General features: G+C 71.7%; 18 protein-coding genes. 12 read left to right on the top strand and 6 right to left on the bottom strand.

Going from position 1 to position 16,357, the window contains the following annotated elements; all coding sequences use genetic code 11:
• Positions 1–5: 5 nt before the first annotated feature.
• Genes ACFYXB_RS13640 through ACFYXB_RS13655 form a run of 4 tightly spaced genes read left to right on the top strand, consistent with a single transcriptional unit; the run spans position 6 to position 3,797 of the window.
• Positions 6–524, top strand: a complete 519-nt coding sequence (locus ACFYXB_RS13640) for a gluconokinase (RefSeq protein ID WP_389581277.1) — start codon at positions 6–8, stop codon at positions 522–524.
• A 57-nt stretch (positions 525–581) separates the two neighbouring features.
• Positions 582–1,979: a GntP family permease gene (locus tag ACFYXB_RS13645; protein ID WP_389581280.1), complete on the top strand. Its 1,398-nt coding sequence runs from the start codon at positions 582–584 to the stop codon at positions 1,977–1,979.
• 13 nt (positions 1,980–1,992) lie between these two features.
• On the top strand, positions 1,993–2,754 hold the full coding sequence (locus ACFYXB_RS13650; RefSeq protein ID WP_351347583.1) for an SDR family oxidoreductase: 762 nt from the start codon (positions 1,993–1,995) through the stop codon (positions 2,752–2,754).
• A 14-nt stretch (positions 2,755–2,768) separates the two neighbouring features.
• Positions 2,769–3,797 carry an L-idonate 5-dehydrogenase gene (locus ACFYXB_RS13655; protein WP_389581283.1) on the top strand — a complete coding sequence of 343 codons (1,029 nt, stop codon included), beginning with the start codon at positions 2,769–2,771 and terminating at the stop codon, positions 3,795–3,797.
• A 17-nt stretch (positions 3,798–3,814) separates the two neighbouring features.
• On the opposite strand, the gene ACFYXB_RS13660 is transcribed toward ACFYXB_RS13655, so the two are convergent.
• From ACFYXB_RS13660 to ACFYXB_RS13670, 3 genes are all read right to left on the bottom strand, one after another.
• Complete coding sequence (locus ACFYXB_RS13660; protein WP_389581285.1) at positions 3,815–4,438, bottom strand: cytochrome b/b6 domain-containing protein; 624 nt, start codon at positions 4,436–4,438, stop codon at positions 3,815–3,817.
• Positions 4,422–5,162 carry a molybdopterin-dependent oxidoreductase gene (locus ACFYXB_RS13665; RefSeq protein WP_389581288.1) on the bottom strand — a complete coding sequence of 247 codons (741 nt, stop codon included), beginning with the start codon at positions 5,160–5,162 and terminating at the stop codon, positions 4,422–4,424. The genes ACFYXB_RS13660 and ACFYXB_RS13665 overlap by 17 nt, the downstream gene beginning before the upstream one ends.
• 85 nt (positions 5,163–5,247) lie before the next feature.
• Positions 5,248–6,234 carry a hypothetical protein gene (locus ACFYXB_RS13670; protein ID WP_389581290.1) on the bottom strand — a complete coding sequence of 329 codons (987 nt, stop codon included), beginning with the start codon at positions 6,232–6,234 and terminating at the stop codon, positions 5,248–5,250.
• A gap of 371 nt (positions 6,235–6,605) precedes the next feature.
• Between ACFYXB_RS13670 and ACFYXB_RS13675 the strand changes: the two genes are divergently transcribed.
• The 7 genes from ACFYXB_RS13675 to ACFYXB_RS13705 all read left to right on the top strand — a co-directional run bounded on the left by ACFYXB_RS13675 (position 6,606) and on the right by ACFYXB_RS13705 (position 11,756).
• Positions 6,606–7,517: a DMT family transporter gene (locus tag ACFYXB_RS13675; RefSeq protein WP_389581293.1), complete on the top strand. Its 912-nt coding sequence runs from the start codon at positions 6,606–6,608 to the stop codon at positions 7,515–7,517.
• 67 nt (positions 7,518–7,584) lie between these two features.
• Positions 7,585–8,106: an NUDIX hydrolase gene (locus ACFYXB_RS13680; protein ID WP_389581296.1), complete on the top strand. Its 522-nt coding sequence runs from the start codon at positions 7,585–7,587 to the stop codon at positions 8,104–8,106.
• A 10-nt stretch (positions 8,107–8,116) separates the two neighbouring features.
• Positions 8,117–8,509 carry a YidH family protein gene (locus ACFYXB_RS13685; protein WP_389581298.1) on the top strand — a complete coding sequence of 131 codons (393 nt, stop codon included), beginning with the start codon at positions 8,117–8,119 and terminating at the stop codon, positions 8,507–8,509.
• Positions 8,506–8,880 (top strand): DUF202 domain-containing protein, encoded by a 375-nt coding sequence (locus ACFYXB_RS13690; protein ID WP_389581301.1) that lies wholly within the window; start codon positions 8,506–8,508, stop codon positions 8,878–8,880. Before ACFYXB_RS13685 ends, ACFYXB_RS13690 begins: the two co-directional genes overlap by 4 nt.
• Positions 8,881–9,040: 160 nt before the next feature.
• Complete coding sequence (locus ACFYXB_RS13695; RefSeq protein WP_351347565.1) at positions 9,041–9,340, top strand: hypothetical protein; 300 nt, start codon at positions 9,041–9,043, stop codon at positions 9,338–9,340.
• A gap of 172 nt (positions 9,341–9,512) precedes the next feature.
• Complete coding sequence (locus ACFYXB_RS13700) at positions 9,513–10,535, top strand: phosphotransferase family protein (protein ID WP_389581302.1); 1,023 nt, start codon at positions 9,513–9,515, stop codon at positions 10,533–10,535.
• Positions 10,536–10,541: 6 nt separating this feature from the next.
• The gene (locus tag ACFYXB_RS13705) at positions 10,542–11,756 is read left to right on the top strand and encodes an acyl-CoA dehydrogenase family protein (protein ID WP_389581304.1); all 1,215 of its coding nucleotides are present in this window, start codon (positions 10,542–10,544) and stop codon (positions 11,754–11,756) included.
• 55 nt (positions 11,757–11,811) lie between these two features.
• Here the strand turns inward: ACFYXB_RS13705 and ACFYXB_RS13710 are convergent, their stop codons facing one another.
• The 3 genes from ACFYXB_RS13710 to ACFYXB_RS13720 are packed head-to-tail and all read right to left on the bottom strand — an operon-like array spanning position 11,812 to position 14,866.
• Positions 11,812–12,405, bottom strand: a complete 594-nt coding sequence (locus ACFYXB_RS13710; RefSeq protein WP_351347559.1) for a TetR/AcrR family transcriptional regulator — start codon at positions 12,403–12,405, stop codon at positions 11,812–11,814.
• Positions 12,406–12,431: 26 nt separating this feature from the next.
• Entirely contained in the window at positions 12,432–14,105 is a 1,674-nt protein-coding gene (locus ACFYXB_RS13715) for a class I adenylate-forming enzyme family protein (RefSeq protein WP_389581307.1), read from the bottom strand.
• A complete protein-coding gene (locus ACFYXB_RS13720) occupies positions 14,102–14,866 on the bottom strand; it encodes an SDR family oxidoreductase (RefSeq protein ID WP_389581527.1) in 765 nt (254 codons plus the stop codon). The genes ACFYXB_RS13715 and ACFYXB_RS13720 overlap by 4 nt, the downstream gene beginning before the upstream one ends.
• A gap of 223 nt (positions 14,867–15,089) precedes the next feature.
• On the opposite strand from ACFYXB_RS13720, the gene ACFYXB_RS13725 reads away from it, so the two are divergent.
• Positions 15,090–16,328, top strand: coding sequence for an exo-beta-N-acetylmuramidase NamZ domain-containing protein (locus ACFYXB_RS13725; RefSeq protein WP_389581310.1), 1,239 nt, complete (start codon positions 15,090–15,092; stop codon positions 16,326–16,328).
• Positions 16,329–16,357: the final 29 nt, after the last annotated feature.

Genomic DNA, 16,357 nt, shown 5'->3' on the forward strand with positions numbered 1-16,357 from the left:
CAGTAATGAACACCCCCCACGTCGTCGTGGTGATGGGCGTCGCCGGCACGGGCAAGACCACCATCGGTCCCCTGCTCGCCGCCCGGCTCGGCGTCCCCTACGCCGAGGGCGACGACTTCCACCCCCAGGCCAACATCGCCAAGATGACGGCCGGGATCCCGCTCGACGACGAGGACCGGTGGCCGTGGCTCGACGCCATCGGCACCTGGGCTCACGGGCGGGCCGGGCTCGGCGGGGTAGTCAGCAGCTCGGCACTGAAGCGGTCGTACCGCGACCGTCTTCGCGCGGAGGCCCCCGGTGTGGTGTTCGTGCATCTCACCGGCGATCGCAAGCTCATCGAGGACCGCATGGGCCACCGCCACGGTCACTTCATGCCGACCTCGCTGCTCGACTCCCAGTTCGCCACGCTCCAGCCGCTGGAGCCGGACGAGGTGGGGGTCGCCGTGGACGTCTCCGGCAGCCCCGAGGAGATCACCGAGCGGGCCGTCAAGGCACTCGCGACGCTTCCCGACGCGGCGCAGTAACACCCCCCACCGCAGCAACACCTTCTCCCCAGTCCCCATCTCTGCAAGGGAACCCCCGTGACCAGACTCAGCGTCGAGGTGCTGGCAGCGGACGCGGTCCAGCCGATCACCTCGGCAGGCCGCGCCCAGCTGGGCATCGCCGTGCTGGCGGCCTTCGCCGTCATCATCCTGCTCATCACCCAGTTCAAGCTTCACGCCTTCCTGGCCCTGACCATCGGCTCGCTCGCCCTGGGCGCGTTCGCCGGGGCGCCACTCGACAAGGCGATCGTCAGCTTCACCACCGGCCTCGGCTCCACGGTCGCCGGTGTGGGTGTGCTCATCGCGCTCGGCGCGATCCTGGGCAAGCTGCTCGCCGACTCCGGCGGTGCGGACCAGATCGTCGACACGATCCTCGCCAAGGCCGGTGGCCGGGCGATGCCGTGGGCGATGGTGCTGATCGCCTCCGTGGTCGGTCTGCCGCTGTTCTTCGAGGTCGGCATCGTGCTGCTGATCCCGGTCGTCCTGATGGTCGCCAAGCGCGGCAACTACTCCCTGATGCGGATCGGCATCCCGGCGCTCGCGGGCCTGTCCGTGATGCACGGCCTGGTGCCGCCGCACCCCGGCCCGCTGGTCGCGATCGACGCGGTCGGGGCCAACCTGGGTGTCACGCTGGCGTTCGGCGTGCTCGTCGCCATCCCGACGGTGATCGTCGCCGGTCCGCTCTTCTCCAAGGTCGCGGCCCGCTGGGTGGACGCTCCGGTCCCGGACCGGATGCTCCCGCCGCGCGCGTCCGAGGAGCTGAAGAACCGCCCCGGCTTCCTCCCCACGCTGGCCACGGTGCTGCTCCCGGTCGTGCTGATGCTGTCCAAGGCGCTGGTCGACCTCGTCATCGACGACCCGGCCAACACCACGCAGCGCGTCTTCGACGTCATCGGCTCCCCGCTGATCGCCCTGCTCGCCGCCGTGATCGTCGCCATGTTCACGCTGGGCCGGCCGGCCGGGTTCACCAAGGCGCGGCTCTCGCAGACGGTCGAGAAGGGCCTCATGCCCATCGCGGGCATCCTGCTGATCGTCGGCGCGGGCGGTGGCTTCAAGCAGACGCTGATCGACTCCGGTGTGGGCCAGATGATCCTGGACGTCTCCAAGGACTGGTCGATCCCGGCCCTGCTGCTGGCCTGGCTGATCGCGGTGGCGATCCGGCTGGCGACCGGTTCGGCGACGGTCGCGACCGTCTCCGCCGCCGGTCTCGTGGCCCCGCTGGCCGCCGACATGTCGACGACCCACGCGGCCCTGCTGGTCCTGGCCATCGGCGCCGGCTCGCTCTTCTTCAGCCACGTCAACGACGCGGGATTCTGGCTGGTGAAGGAGTACTTCGGGCTGAGCGTCGGGCAGACGATCAAGACCTGGTCGATCATGGAGACGATCATCTCCGTGGTCGCGGGCGCTCTGGTCCTCCTGTTGTCCCTCGTGGTCTAGGAACGGTACGGCGATGACGGCTCACCCACTCTTCGACATCAGCGGCCGCAGGGCCCTGGTCACCGGCTCCAGCCGCGGCATCGGGCTCGCCCTGGCCCGCGGGCTGGCCGAGGCCGGCTGCACGGTGGTCCTCAACGGACGCGACACCGGCCGGCTCACCGAGGCCGCCGCCTCACTGCCCGGCGACGTCCGCACGGCCGCGTTCGACGTGACCGATGGCCCCTCGGTGGCCGCGGGCATAGCCGAGGTCGAGGAGCGGGTGGGCCCGCTGGACATCCTGGTCAACAACGCGGGGATGCAACTGCGCGCCCCGCTCCTGAAGTTCACGGACCAGGACTGGCACCGGATCCTGGACACCAACCTCACGAGCGCGTTCCTGGTCGGCCGTGAGGCCGCCCGGGGCATGACGGAACGCGGCCACGGCAAGATCATCAACATCTGCTCGCTGCAGAGCGAGGTGGTCCGCCCCGGCATCGCGCCGTACGCGGCGACCAAGGGCGCGCTGAAGATGCTCACCAAGGGCATGTGCGCGGACTGGGGGCCGTACGGCGTGCAGGTCAACGGCCTCGGTCCCGGCTACATCGAGACCGAGCTGACCCAACCCCTCGTCGAGGACGAGGAGTTCAGCGCCTGGGTGCGCCGCCGCACCCCGGCCGGCCGCTGGGGCCGTACCGAGGACCTGGTCGGCGCGCTGCTCTATCTCGCCTCCCCCGCCGCCGACTTCGTCGGCGGGCAGGTGCTGTACGTCGACGGCGGTATGACGAGCGTGCTCTGAAAGGGGCCCCGGGAATGCTGGGTTGTGTGATCCACGGGCAGGGCGACCTGCGCGTCGAGGAACTGCCGGCCGTCGAGCCCGGCCCCGGGCAGGCCCTGGTCGCCGTCCGCTACGGCGGGGTGTGCGGGTCCGACCTGCACTACTGGCGGCACGGCGGCGTCGGTGACTTCCGGCTCCGGGAGCCGATGGTGCTGGGGCACGAGGTGGTGGGGACGGTCGTCGCGTACGGCTCCCCGGACACCCCGGGTCCCGCGGTGGGTACGGCCGTCGCCGTGCACCCGGCGACCCCGTGCGGGGTGTGCCCGGAGTGCGTGGACGGCCGCGCGAACGTGTGCCGGGACACCCGTTATCTCGGCAGCGCGGCCCGGTTCCCGCATGTACAGGGCGGGTTCGCGGGTCAAATGGTCGTACCGGCGGGGCAGTTGAGGCCGCTGCCGGAAGGGCTGGAACTGCGCCGGGCGGCTCTCGCCGAGCCGCTGTCGGTGGCGCTGCACGCGGTGCGGCGGGCCGGGGACGTGGCCGGACGGCATGTGCTGGTGACCGGGGCCGGTCCGATCGGATGCCTGGTCGTGGCGGCGGCGAAGGCCGCGGGCGCGGCGCGGGTGACCGTGACCGACCTGCTGCCCGAGGCGCTGCGGTACGCCGAAGTCGCGGGCGCCGACACGGCCGTACGGGCCGACGATCCGGACGACTCCGGGTGGCCGGCGGAGGTCGACGTGGCCGTCGAGGCGTCGGGCGTGGCCGCCGGTCTCGACACCTGTCTACGGCTCGTGCGGCGCGGCGGGGTCGTCGTGCAGCTGGGGATGCTGCCGCCGGGACAGAGCCCGTTCGCCGGGAACCTGGTGGTGAGCCGGGAGATCGAGGTGCGCGGGGCGTTCCGCTTCGACGCCGAGTTCGACGAGGCGCTCCCACTCCTCGCGGCCGAGCCGGTGTTCGACGCTCTGGTCAGCGCGGTGGTACCGGTCACCGACGCGGAGTCCGCGTTCGCACTGGCGGCGGACCGCAGCCGGTCGTGCAAGGTGCTGCTGGACTTCGGGGCCTGAGCGGACGCTGCCACAGCTCAGGGCCGCCACAGCGGATGTTCCCGCTTTGCCCACTCCCGGCTCACCGTCCCCGTGCGCAGGCCGCGACGCGACTCCGGGTCGCCCAGGGCCATGCCGATGTGGCCCGCGAGGACGATGCCGATCGTCAGGGCGAGCCAGTCGTGGACGAAGGTCGCGGAGGTGCGCCACATCAGCGGGGTGAGGTGGGTGAACCACATGATCAGGCCCGTGCCCAGCATCACCAGCGTGGCCCCGGCCAGCCACGAGGCGTAGACCTTCTGCCCGGCGTTGAACTTGCCCGCCGGACGCGAGGAGTGCCGTTTGTCGCGGTGCAGTGCGGCGCGCAGCCAGACCCGGTCGTGCGGGCCGAAGCGGTTGAGGAAGCCGAGGTCGGTGCGGAAGGCACGGGAGGCGAGGCCGAGCAGGACGGGGGCGGGGAGGGCGAGGCCGGCCCACTCGTGGACGCGGACGACCAGTTCGCGGCGCCCGACCAGGATCGCCAGCTGCGGGATGTAGAGGAAGGCCGCGGTCAGCACGCAGATCCCCATGAGCAGGGCCGTCGTACGGTGCACCCAGCGCTCGGCGGGGGTGAAGCGGTGCAGTCGCCCGGTGGTGGCGGGGGCCTCAGCTCGTAGGCTCATCGGACCGTCCGTTCGAGTGGCCGACCCAGGCGTCGACGTCGTATCCCAGGTGCTCCCAGTAGCCGGGCTCGACCTTGTCGGTGACCGTGATCCCGGAGAGCCACTTCGCGGACTTGTAGAAGTACATGGGGGCGACGTAGAGGCGGACGGGGCCGCCGTGGTCGTGACCGATGTCCTTGTCCTGCATGCGCAGGGCGACCAGGACGTCCGCGCGGCGCGCCTGGTCGAGGGTGAGGCTCTCGGTGTAGGTGCCGTCGAAGCAGGTGAAGCGGATCGCCCGGGCCGTGTCGCGCACACCCGCCGCGTCCAGCAGCCGGGAGAGCCGTACGCCCTCGAAGGGGGTGCCCGGCACCCGCCAGCCGGTGACGCACTGGACGTCCTTGACGAGCCGGGTCTGCGGCTGGGCGCGCAGGTCGGCGAGGGTGTAACTGCCGGGGTGGTCCACGAGTCCGTCGACGGTGAGCCGGTAGTCCGCGGGGCCCTTGTGGGGCACGGACGCGGCGACCGAGTAGTAGCGGAAGCCGCCACCGTTCGGGAGCAGTCCGGTCAGGCCCGTGGGGTCCTTGCCGGACATGGTGCCGAGGAACGCCTCCATGCCGCGCTGCAGCGCGGGCGCGGCGACCACGCCGAGGGCGCCCAGGCCGAGAGTGCCGAGGAAGACTCGGCGGCCGACGGGCCTGCCCTCCTCGGGCGGACGCCCTACCCCTGATTGTTCAGAGTTCACGCATTCATTCGAGCACTCCGGACCCCCTCGGGGCCAGGGATGGCGGACAGCGGTCAGCGTTCCGTAATGACTTCTTACGTACTTCTCAGAAAGCGCCCGGGGAGGCGGTCTCCGGGGTGCCGAGCGCACGCGCGCGTGCAGTGCGGAAGGCGGCGCACGGGTCGTGGTCCGGGTAGCGCCAGGGCGCCGGGGTGAGGTGTGGGCCGATGCGCGGGAACAGGGCGGCGGCCTCGGCGTGCCGGCCCGCGCAGGACATGGCGTGGGCGAGGTGGTTCAGGTCGACGTGGCGGCGTGGATGGTCCTCGGGCTCCCACTCCAGCCACCAGTCGAACGCGGCCCGCAGCAGCGGCCCGGCCGTGGCCTGCGACCAGTGCCCGGAGGCGGGCGGGTCGGCGGGGGTCAGGCCCGCGTCGGCCAGTACGCGATAGCGCTCGGCGTGCGCGACGACCGGCAGCAGGGCGAGCGGGGAGTCGGCCGGGGCGCTGGCCGCGGAGCGGTCGGCGAACGCGTACACCTCGTGGTCCCGGTCCGCGCCCCGCTCCGGCCGGTGTTCGGCGAGGCCGGCGGTCATCACGTGGTGGGCGTGGTGGTGGTCGGGGTGACGGGCGCGTATCTCGGCGAAGATCCGCTGCATCCCGTCCCCCGTGCCTAACGCGCGCTCCAGCAGGAGCAGGCCGAGCCACGGGGTCGGGTCGGCGGGCGCGAGGGCGGCCACGTCCTCGCAGGCCGCGCGCGCCGTCCCAGGGTCCTCCTTGGCACGCAGGGCCCGGCGGACCAGGGCCAGGGCGAGCAGCGCGGCGGCGCCGTCCGATCCGGGCTCGGCGAGCAGCCAGTCCCGGGCCCAGGCGGCGGCGTACGGCTCCCGCGCGAGGACGGTGATCCGGTGACCGCGGCGGTCCCAGTCGTCTCCGGTGCGCAGCAGCAGGGCGCGGGCGGCCTGGCGGCGGCCCTGGGTCAACGCGGTGCGCGCGGTGATCAGTTCGGCGTCGTCCAGAGCGTGATCCGGGGCACGGTGCACGGTGCGGGCGGGGCGCTCGCGGCGCTGGTGGAGCAGGGGCGGGGGTGAGGGCACCGCGGGACTTCCTGATTTTCGGGCTGCCATCGGCCGATCACTCACAGCCAACCCTCAGCCAATAGTTCGCGTCAAGTTGCCCGGCAGTGTTACCGGCTTCAACTACCTTTTGCCAAGAGGTAGTTGCGGCGCGGGCGTGGCGACGGCGCAGTAGGGTGGAGCGCACGCCGCGGGTCACCCTGTGGCGTAGGCCATGGCGCCGCCCTCCCGGGCGTCGGACCATGGCCGTTCAGGTTGCGCCGCCGCCCTCCACCGCCGCCGGGCCGACGGACCACCGTGACCGAGTCCACTGCCCGGTTCCGGGCGCTCACGGACGCACACCGGGGCCTGGGACGCTACAGTCGGCCCATCGCACCCCGTGGCCCCGCCGGATGATCGAGGTACGCAGCGTGTCGGTTCTGGTTCTGATTCTCGCCGTGAGCGCGGCCTGTTGCCTGGGCTTCGGGTTCGTGCTCCAGCAGAACGCCGCCCAGAAGGCACCCCTCAGCGACTTCCTCAGGCCGCGCCTGCTGCTCGACCTGATGAAGGTGCCGCGCTGGCTCGGCGGCATCGGGCTGATGGTGGCCGGCATGGTCCTGGGCGCGGTCGCCCTGGGCCGGGGCGAGATCTCCCTGGTCGAGCCGCTGCTCGCCACGAACCTGCTGTTCGCCCTCGCGCTCTCCCGCCATCAGACGAAGCAGCCGCTCGGCCGCCAGGGCTGGGCCGGTCTCGCGCTGCTCGCGGGCGGCGTGTCGGCATTCATCCTGGCGGGCCAGCCGCGCGGCGGCACCGCCATCTCGGACCCGCTGCGGCACTGGCTGATCATCGGCGTGACGGTCGGCCTGGCCCTGCTGCTGACCACCTACGCCAAACGCTCCCGGCTGAGCTCGGGCCCGGTGCTGCTGGCCGTCGCCGCCGGTCTGCTGTACGGCGTACAGGACGCGCTCACCCGGGTGAGCGGGCAGCGCTTCTCCGAGGGCGGCCTGATGGAGGTCCTCACGGGCTGGCAGCCGTACGGCGTACTGGTGATCGGCATAACGGGGCTGGTCCTGGTGCAGAGCGCGTTCGAGACCGCACCGCTGCGCATGTCGCTGCCCGCGCTCACCGCGGCCCAGCCGCTCGCCGGGATCCTGTGCGGGGTGGGCTTCCTCGGCGACCGGCTGCGCACCGACACAGGGGCGCTGGCCTGGGAGGCGGCGGGGCTGGCCGCGGTGGTCGTGGGCATCGTGCTGCTGGGTCTGCACCCGGCGATGCCGTGCGGCACGGGGCAGCCGGAGCCGGAGCGGGACCTCCAGCCGTACTGACCCACGCCGATTCACTCGCTCGGCCCTGCTCGGCCGGAGTCGCAGTCGGCCCTGCTTGGATGGGTCCATGAGCGCTGCTGACGAGATCCTCGACATCGTCGACGAGAACGACCAGGTCATCGGCCAATCCCCGAGGGGCGAGGCCTACGCGCGCGGGCTGCGCCATCGCGCGGTGTTCGTCCAGGCCCGCGACGCCGACGGCCGCGTCTTCGTCCACCGCCGCACCGCGACCAAGCTGGTCTTCCCCTCCCTGTACGACATGTTCGTCGGCGGTGTGGTCGGCGCGGGCGAGTCGTACGACGACGCGGCTCTGCGCGAGGCCGAGGAGGAGCTGGGGGTTTCGGGGCTGCCCCGTCCGGCGTTCCTGTTCAAGTTCCTGTACGACGACGGGGCCGGGGGGACCTGGTGGTCGGCGGTGTACGAGGTGCGCTGCGAGCTGCCGGTGCGGCCCCAGGTGGAGGAGGTGGCCTGGCACGACTTCGTCACCGAGGGCGAGCTGGCGGCGCGGCTCGGGGAGTGGGAGTGGGTGCCGGACGGCCTGGCGGCGTACGAGCGGCTGCGCGCGCACCGCGCGGCCCGGCCTCGATAGGGTCCGGCACGTGATCGAGTTCGTACGGAACATCCGCCTGTGGTTCGCGCCCGAGCAGATCCGGGCGGAGGGCTCCACCCCGGACTACCGGTTCTCGCTGGCGAACGAGCGCACCTTCCTGGCCTGGCTGCGCACCGCGCTGGCGCTGATCGCCGGGGGCTTCGCGGTGGACCAGTTCCTGCCGCACCTGCGCTGGGCCTGGCGGGTGGGGCTGGCGATGGCGCTGCTCGGGGCGGGCGTGCTGTGCTCGCTGCGTGCGGTCAACCACTGGGTGCGCTGCGAGCGGGCCATGCGCCGGGGCGAGGACCTGCCGATGTCCCGGTTCCCGGCGCTGCTCGGGGTCGTGATCGGCGTGGTGGCCGTCGCGATGGTGGTCGTGGTCGTCGTCGGCTGGGACGGATGACGGGCGGGCGGGACCCGGGCGCGCGGGCGACGGGCGGGCATGAGCCCGGCCCGCAGAAGCCGGTCGTGCGGGATCCGGGCCTGCAGCCGGAGCGGACCCGGCTCGCGTGGCGCCGTACGACACTGACGTACGCCGTGGTCGCCGTGCTCGCGCTGCGCGTGGCCCTGCACGCCGGTGCCACCGCCGTCGGCGTCGTGGTGTGCGCGGTGTGCGCCGTGCTCTGGTCGGCCTTCCTGTGGGTGGCCCACCGCCGTATCCGGACGCTCGCGGCGACCGCCCGCCCGTCGGCCCTCGCGCCCCCGCAGGCCGCGGCGGCGGCGCTGTGCGCCGTGGCGACGGCCGTGTGCGCGGTGGCGCTGGTCGTGCGCTGACTCACCGGGGCCCGTAGACATGCCAGGCGTCCGGATGGCCCTGGTCGTGCTTCCGGTCGACGGGGCCCGAGGGCGCCACGCAACCGGAATGCCGCCATATGGGCATTTCACATGACAGCCTGTCCGTCGTCATCACCCGCACACCCCGAAGGTGAGCACCATGAGCACCACCCTCCATCAGGAACACGGCGCCCACACCCACACCCACGGCCCGGGCTGCGGGCACACCGAGGTGCCGCACGGCGACCACACGGACTACGCGCACGACGGACACCTGCACCGCGAGCACGGCGGCCACTGGGACGAGTGCGAGGCCATCGGGCACACCACGCACGAGGGCCACGACCATCGGCACGGCGAGGGCTGCGGACACGCGCGCGTGCAGCACGGCGACCACGTCGACTACCTGCACGACGGTCACCGGCACGCCGAGCACGCCGGTCACTGGGACGACCACTGAGCACGACCCACTGGGCGCGGCCGGAAAACACCCGTCGACGGCTCTCCGCGGACCCCGCGGGGAGCCGTCGGCCTATCGTGGCTCCGATCACGTTTCGCCCACCCACTGGACGGCATACCGACCGGTCGGCATCATGAGTCGCGTCCTGTTCACCTGTTCGTAGGAGCGATGCATGAACCCCGACCACCCGCCCGGACTCGACCTGGACCGGCTGCGCGGCCTGCTCGACCGCGAGCGGCCGGGTCTGGTCGACGGCCCCCTGACCGGCAGGCTGATCGAGGGCGGACGGTCGAACCTCACCTACGCGGTGTCGGACGGCGCATCGACGTGGGTCGTACGGCGGCCCCCGCTCGGCCACGTCCTGGCCACCGCGCACGACATGAAGCGCGAGCACCGGGTGATCAGCGCCCTGCACCCGACGGCGGTGCCGGTGCCGCGTCCGGTGCTGCTGTGCGAGGACGAGGAGGTGCTGGGGGCGCCCTTCTACGTCATGGAGTTCGTCGAGGGAACGCCGTACCGGACCGCCGACCAGCTCGCCCCGCTCGGCGCGGAGCGCACACGTGCCGCGGTGCTGGCCCTGGTCGACACCCTGGTCGAGCTGCACGCCGTGGACCCCGCCGAGGTGGGCCTGGCGGACTTCGGCCGACCCGAGGGCTTCCTGGACCGGCAGCTGCGCCGCTGGGGCAAGCAGCTGGACGCCTCCCGCAACCGCGACCTGGCCGGCATCGACGAGCTGCACGCGTCCCTCGGTCGGGCACTGCCCACTTCCCCGGCCCCGAGCGTCGTACACGGCGACTACCGGCTCGACAACGTCCTGATCGGTGACGACGACAAGATCAAGGCGATTCTCGACTGGGAGATGTCGACCCTCGGCGACCCACTCACCGACCTGGGTCTGCTGGTCATGTACAGCACGCCGCTGGAGTTGCCCGACTCCCCCATCTCCACGACTGCTTCGGCCGCCGGGCACCCCGCCCCCGCCGAGCTGATCGAGCGCTACTCCGCCCGCTCCGGGCGCGATGTCTCGGCCGTTTCCTGGTACACGGCGTTCGCCTGGTTCAAGCTCGCCGTGATCCTCGAGGGCATCCACTACCGGTACACGCTGGGCCAGACGGTCGGGCGCGGCTTCGACCGCATCGGCGATCTCGTACCGGTCTTCATCGACCACGGACTGACCACGCTTCAGGAAGGCTGACCGGACATGGACTTCGCGTTCGACGCGCGCACCGAGGAACTGCGCGCCAAGCTGCTCGCCTTCATGGACGAGTACGTCTATCCGGCCGAGCCGGTGGCGGAGGAGCAGCGGGCCGCGCTGGCTTCTCCCTGGGACACCCCGGCCGTGGTCGAGGAGCTCAAGGCCGAGGCGCGCAGGCAGGGCCTGTGGAACCTCTTCCTGCCGGACGCCGAGTACGGTGCCGGGCTGACGAACCTGCAGTACGCACCGCTCGCCGAGATCACCGGCCGCTCCCCGCAGCTCGCGCCCACCGCGTTGAACTGCGCCGCTCCCGACACCGGGAACATGGAGGTGCTCGCACAGTTCGGCGACGAGCGGCAGAAGAAGCAGTGGCTGGAGCCGCTGCTGGCCGGTGAGATCCGCTCGGCGTTCGCGATGACCGAGCCGGAGGTGGCCTCCTCGGACGCCACGAACATCACCACTCTGATAGAGCGCGACGGCGCCGACTACGTCATCACCGGCCGCAAGTGGTACATCTCCGGGGCGATGGACCCGAACTGCGGCATCTTCATCGTGATGGGCAAGACGGACCCCGACGGCGCCGACATCCGCCGTCAGCAGTCCATGGTGCTCGTCCCCCGCGACACCCCCGGCGTCACAGTCAAGCGCGCGATGCGGGTCTTCGGCTACGAGGACCACTACCACGGCGGCCACGCCGAGGTGATCTTCGACCACGCGCGTGTGCCGGTGTCGAACCTGGTCGGCGCGGAGGGCGGCGGCTTCGCCATCGCGCAGGCGCGGCTCGGTCCCGGCCGGATCCACCACTGCATGCGGCTGATCGGCATGGCCGAGCGGGCGATCGAGCTGATGTGCCGCCGGGCCGTCTCCCGCACGGCGTTCGGCAAGGCCCTGGCCCAGCAGGGTGTGGTCCACAACTGGATCGCGGACGCGCGCGTGCAGGTCGAACAGCTGCGGCTGCTCGTCCTGAAGACGGCCTGGCTGATGGACACGGTCGGCAACCGGGGCGCCCACACGGAGATCCAGGCCATCAAGATCGCCACGCCGCGTGCGGTCGTCGACATCATCGACCGGGCGATCCAGCTGCACGGCGCGGGAGGCGTGAGCCAGGACTTCCCGCTGGCCGAGCTGTACGCGGGCGCGCGGACCCTGATGATCGCCGACGGCCCGGACGAGGTCCACCAGCGGTCGCTGGCGCGGCGGGAGCTGAAGAAATACCTGTGAGCAGGCGCGTGTAAGGGGCGGCCGCCAGCGACGGCCGCCCCTTACACATCGGACTTCAGGGCCGCAGCGACCGCAGCAGCAGGTCGGCCAGGTGGTCGGCGACCTCTTGTGGGGTGAGCGGGCCGTCGGGGCGGTACCAGGTGGACAGGTGGTGGACGGAGCCGAAGTGGTAGTCCACGACCAGGTCGGCCGGGGTCTCCTTGGAGAAGACGCCCTCGCGCTGGCCTTCCTCGATGAGCGCGCGGAAGCGTTCGTGATAACGGCGCCGCTCGGCACGCACCAGTTTGTTCTTCTCGGGGCTGAGCTGGTGCATGGAGCGGAAGAAGATCATCGCGTCGTCGAGGTTCTCGATCGTCGTGACGACGACGTCGGCCGCCGCGGCCCGCAGGCGCTTCTCGATCGGCTCGTCGGCGTCCGCGAACGCGTCCAGCCGCTCCTGCTGGACACGCAGCACGCGCGCGTACACCTCGTGCAGGAGGTCGTCCTTGGAGCCGAAGTAGTGGTAGAGCGCTCCCTTGGTGACGCCGGCCGCCTCGACGATCTCCTGCACCGAGGTGCGGTCGTAGCCCTGTTCGGCGAAGAGCCGGGTGGCGGCGGCGAGGAGCCGCTGCGGGACGGGCGTACCGTCTCCGTCCGTCGTCCTGGCCACTGCCGCCACCTGCCTTTCCTTGATGCCTACTGGCTGTCGTCACTGCGGTCGTGTACGCGGGAACGCAGTTCCCGACGGAGGATCTTCCCACTCGCCGTCTTGGGCAGTTCGGGCAGGATCTCCACCTGACGCGGGTATTTGTAGGCCGCCAGTCTCTCCTTGCAGTAGGCGGCCAGCGCACCGGGGTCGGTCTCGGCACCCGGACGGAGGCTGATGTACGCCTTGACGGTCTCGCCCCGGTAGCCGTCGGGCACCCCGACGACGGCCGCCTCGCGCACCGCCGGGTGTGTGTAGAGCACGTCCTCGACCTCGCGGGGCCACACCTTGAAGCCGGACGCGTTGATCATGTCCTTCTTGCGGTCGACGACGTACAGCCAGCCCTGTGGGTCCATGAAGCCGATGTCGCCGGTGCGCAGCTCGCCGTCCGGGAAGGTCTCGGCGGTGGCCTCGGGGCGGCGCCAGTAGCCGGGCACGACCTGCGGCCCGCGCACGACGATCTCGCCCTGTTCGCCGAACGGGACCTCCTCGCCCGCGTCGTCGACGATGCGCACGACCGTGTCGGCGCCGGGCAGGCCCACGGCCAGCGTCCCGGAGGCCGGATCGACGGGCGCCTCCAGCTGGGGCGGCACGGAGGCGCAGGGCGCGGTGCACTCGGTGAGCCCGTAGCCGTTGCGTATGTACGGCCCGAAGCCCGCCCGGAACTTCTCCACCAGGGCGGGCGGCACGGGTGCGCCGCCCGAGGAGATGTTCACGAAGGAGGAGAAGTGATCCGGGGTGACGTCCGGGTGGGCGGCCAGCGCCATGAACGCGGTGGACGGGCCCACGGTGTAGTGCGGGCGATGCTCGGCGAACGCCTCCAGGACCACGCCGGGTTCGAAGCGGTACGTGAGCACCAGGGTGCCCGCGCTGTTCAGACAGGCACCGAACTGGCAGACCATTCCGGTGATGTGGAACAGCGGGGCGAGGGCGTGGTAGACCGGCGCCTCGGGCAGGGCGAGCCCGGTCCGCTGGCGCTCGGCGTTGTACATGATGTTGGCGTGTGTGTTCGTGGCGCCCTTGGGGGTGCCGCTGGTGCCCGAGGTGTAGCTGATCAGCGCGGTGTCGGCGGGGAGCGGGTCGCGGCCCCCGGGGGCCTTGCCGCCCTGCCGGGCGACGGTCACGAGGTCGTCGGCGTCGGGGGCCTGGGGCAGCCGCTCGAAGGTCAGCACGCGCGCGTCGTTGCGAGTCTGGAAGTCCGACTCGCAACCGGTGAGCACGATCCGCACCGGCGAGTCCGCGGCCGTCTCGCGCAGATACGACTCCCAGGCCCGGTCGGAGCAGATCAGCGCGGCCACCTCGCCGTCCCGTAGGACATGGCCGACCTCCCCCGACTTGTACATGGGGTTGACCGGCACGACGGTCGCGCCCGCCTTCCACGCCCCGAGGACGGCGAGCACGAAGTGCGGGGAGTTCTGCAGCAGGACGGCGACCCGGTCGCCGCGCTCCAGTCCACGCGCGGCGAGATGCGCGGCGACGGAGTCGCTGAGCGCGTCGACCTCGCGGTAGGTGAGGCGGGCGTCGAAGTAGGCGAGGAACGTCCGGTCCGGGGCCTCGGCAACGGAGCGGCGCAGGGCGTGCACGAGCGAGTCGGCGGGTTCGATCGGGCCTCGCTGGACGTCGTTGAGCAGGGTCAGCCAGGGCCGGTCGGCGTACCCGGTCACAGGGACGCCTCCCACTTCTGCTGGAGGTGGTTCATGTTGGTCAGCCAGCGGTCGGGGTCGGCGGCCCTCGCCTGATAGAACCCGGAGACCTCCGGGTGCGGCAGGATCAGGAAGCGGTCCTCCTCGATGCCCTTGAACAGCGCGTCCGCGACGGCCTCCGGCTCGATGGCGGTCGGCTGGAGGACCAGGTCGCCCGCGCTGCCGGTGGCGGCCAGCATGTCGGTGCGAACGCCCTGCGGGCAGATGGCGTGAACCTTGAGGCCCCGGTGGCGGTACGTCAGCGACAGCCACTCGGCGAAGGCATAGGCACCGTGCTTGGTGACGCTGTAGGGGGCGGCGCCGATCATGGTGAGCAGACCGGCGGCGGAGACGGTGGAGACGAAACGGCCACTGCCGCGCTCGAGCCAGGCCGGCAGCAGTTCCCGGGCGGCCCGCACATGGGCCATGACGTTGACGTCCCAGGCCTGCGCCCAGACGTCCTCCCCCGCCGCCTCCGAGCCGCCCGAGCCGAGTCCCGCGTTGGAGCAGTACACGTCGACGGTGCCGCCGAGCGCCTCACGGGCCTCGCCGACGATGCCGGACGCGTCACCCGGAACCGCGATGCCACCGATCTCCTCGGCGACGGACCGGGCCCGGTCACCGTCCAGATCGTTCACGACAACCCGAGCCCCTTCGGCGGCGAACCGACGGGCCAACGCGGCCCCGATCCCCCCACCGGCCCCGGTGACGACGACACCCGCATCCCGCACGGCTCCCACTATCGGTCTCCTTCGACAGGCAGCGATTCGGCTCAGCGCGCCCACACTAACCGGTCGGTATGTTTGAAGAAAGGTCTCACCGCAACACCCATAGGGGCGCGGGGCTGCATCGATATGCAGCTCCGCCGCGCGGGCGCGATCAACCACGGTGGACCAGCACCTTCCGCACGACCCGCGGAGACGCATAGCGTGCGCATGCCAACGTCCACAGACTGCGGAGGTCCCCATGCTCCTGTCCAGACGAGGTCTTCTGACAGCAGCGGCAGCAACAGCGGCCGTAACCCCCACGGCAACGCCGACAGCCTCCGAACGCCGCAGCCAGGTGCACACGGGATTCGACCGCTTGGCCCAGGACGGCTACGCCCAGCTCAGCGGCCGGCGAATCGGCATCGTCACCAACCCCACCGGCATCACCCGCGACGTACGCCACATCGTCGACGTCATGCACGCCGACTCCCGCGTGAACCTCACCGCCGTCTTCGGTCCCGAGCACGGCTTCCGCGGCACCGCGCAGGCCGGCGGTTCGGAGGGCCGCTACGACGACCCGGCGACCGGGCTGCCCGTCTACGACACCTACCAGAAGAGCGGTCAGCCGCTGGCCGACGTCTTCACCACCTCCGGCGTCGACACGATCGTCTTCGACATCCAGGACGCCGGCGCGCGCTTCTACACGTACATCTGGACGCTGTACGACTGCATGGAGGCGGCGGCGCTCGCGGGCAAGCGGTTCGTCGTGCTCGACCGGCCGAACCCGGTGACCGGGCGCGAGGCCACGGGGCCGGTGCTGCACAAGGAGTTTGCGACGTTCGTCGGGCGGCAGCCCATCGCGCAGGCGCACGGGATGACGGTCGCCGAGCTGGCACGGCTGTTCAACGGGGAGTTCCTGAGCACACCGGTGCCCCTGGAGACCGTACTGACAACGGGCTGGAAGCGGTCGGACTTCTTCGACGCGACCGCGCTGCCGTGGGTGCCGCCGAGCCCGAACATGCCGACGCCGGACACCGCGCTGGTGTACTCGGGGACCTGTCTGTTCGAGGGGACGAACCTGTCGGAGGGGCGCGGCACGACACGGCCGTTCGAACTGCTGGGTGCCCTCGGGATCGACGGGCGGTGGGCGGCAGCGGCGAACAAACTGGGGCTGCCGGGCGTGCGTTTCCGGGAGGCGTACTTCGCGCCCACCTTCTCCAAGTTCCAGGGGCAGACCGTCGGGGGTCTGCAGCTCCATGTGCACGACCGGGCGGCGTACGACCCCGTGCGGACCGGGATCGCGCTCCTGGTGACCGCCAAGCGGGTGTGGAGCGGGTTCGCCTGGCGGTCCGACAACTGGATCGACAAGCTCACGGGGTCCACCAGCGTACGCACGATGATCGACGCCGGCGCCGGGACGGACGAGGTGGTCGCCGCCTGGCAGGACGAGCTGGCCGCGTTCCGGCGGATTCGAAAGGAATATCTCCTCTACAAGTGAGCCGCTTCGTATGGCCAACCCCGTCAACC

Origin of the sequence: Streptomyces sp. NPDC002619 (assembly GCF_042889305.1) — a bacterium.
GTDB lineage: Bacteria > Actinomycetota > Actinomycetes > Streptomycetales > Streptomycetaceae > Streptomyces.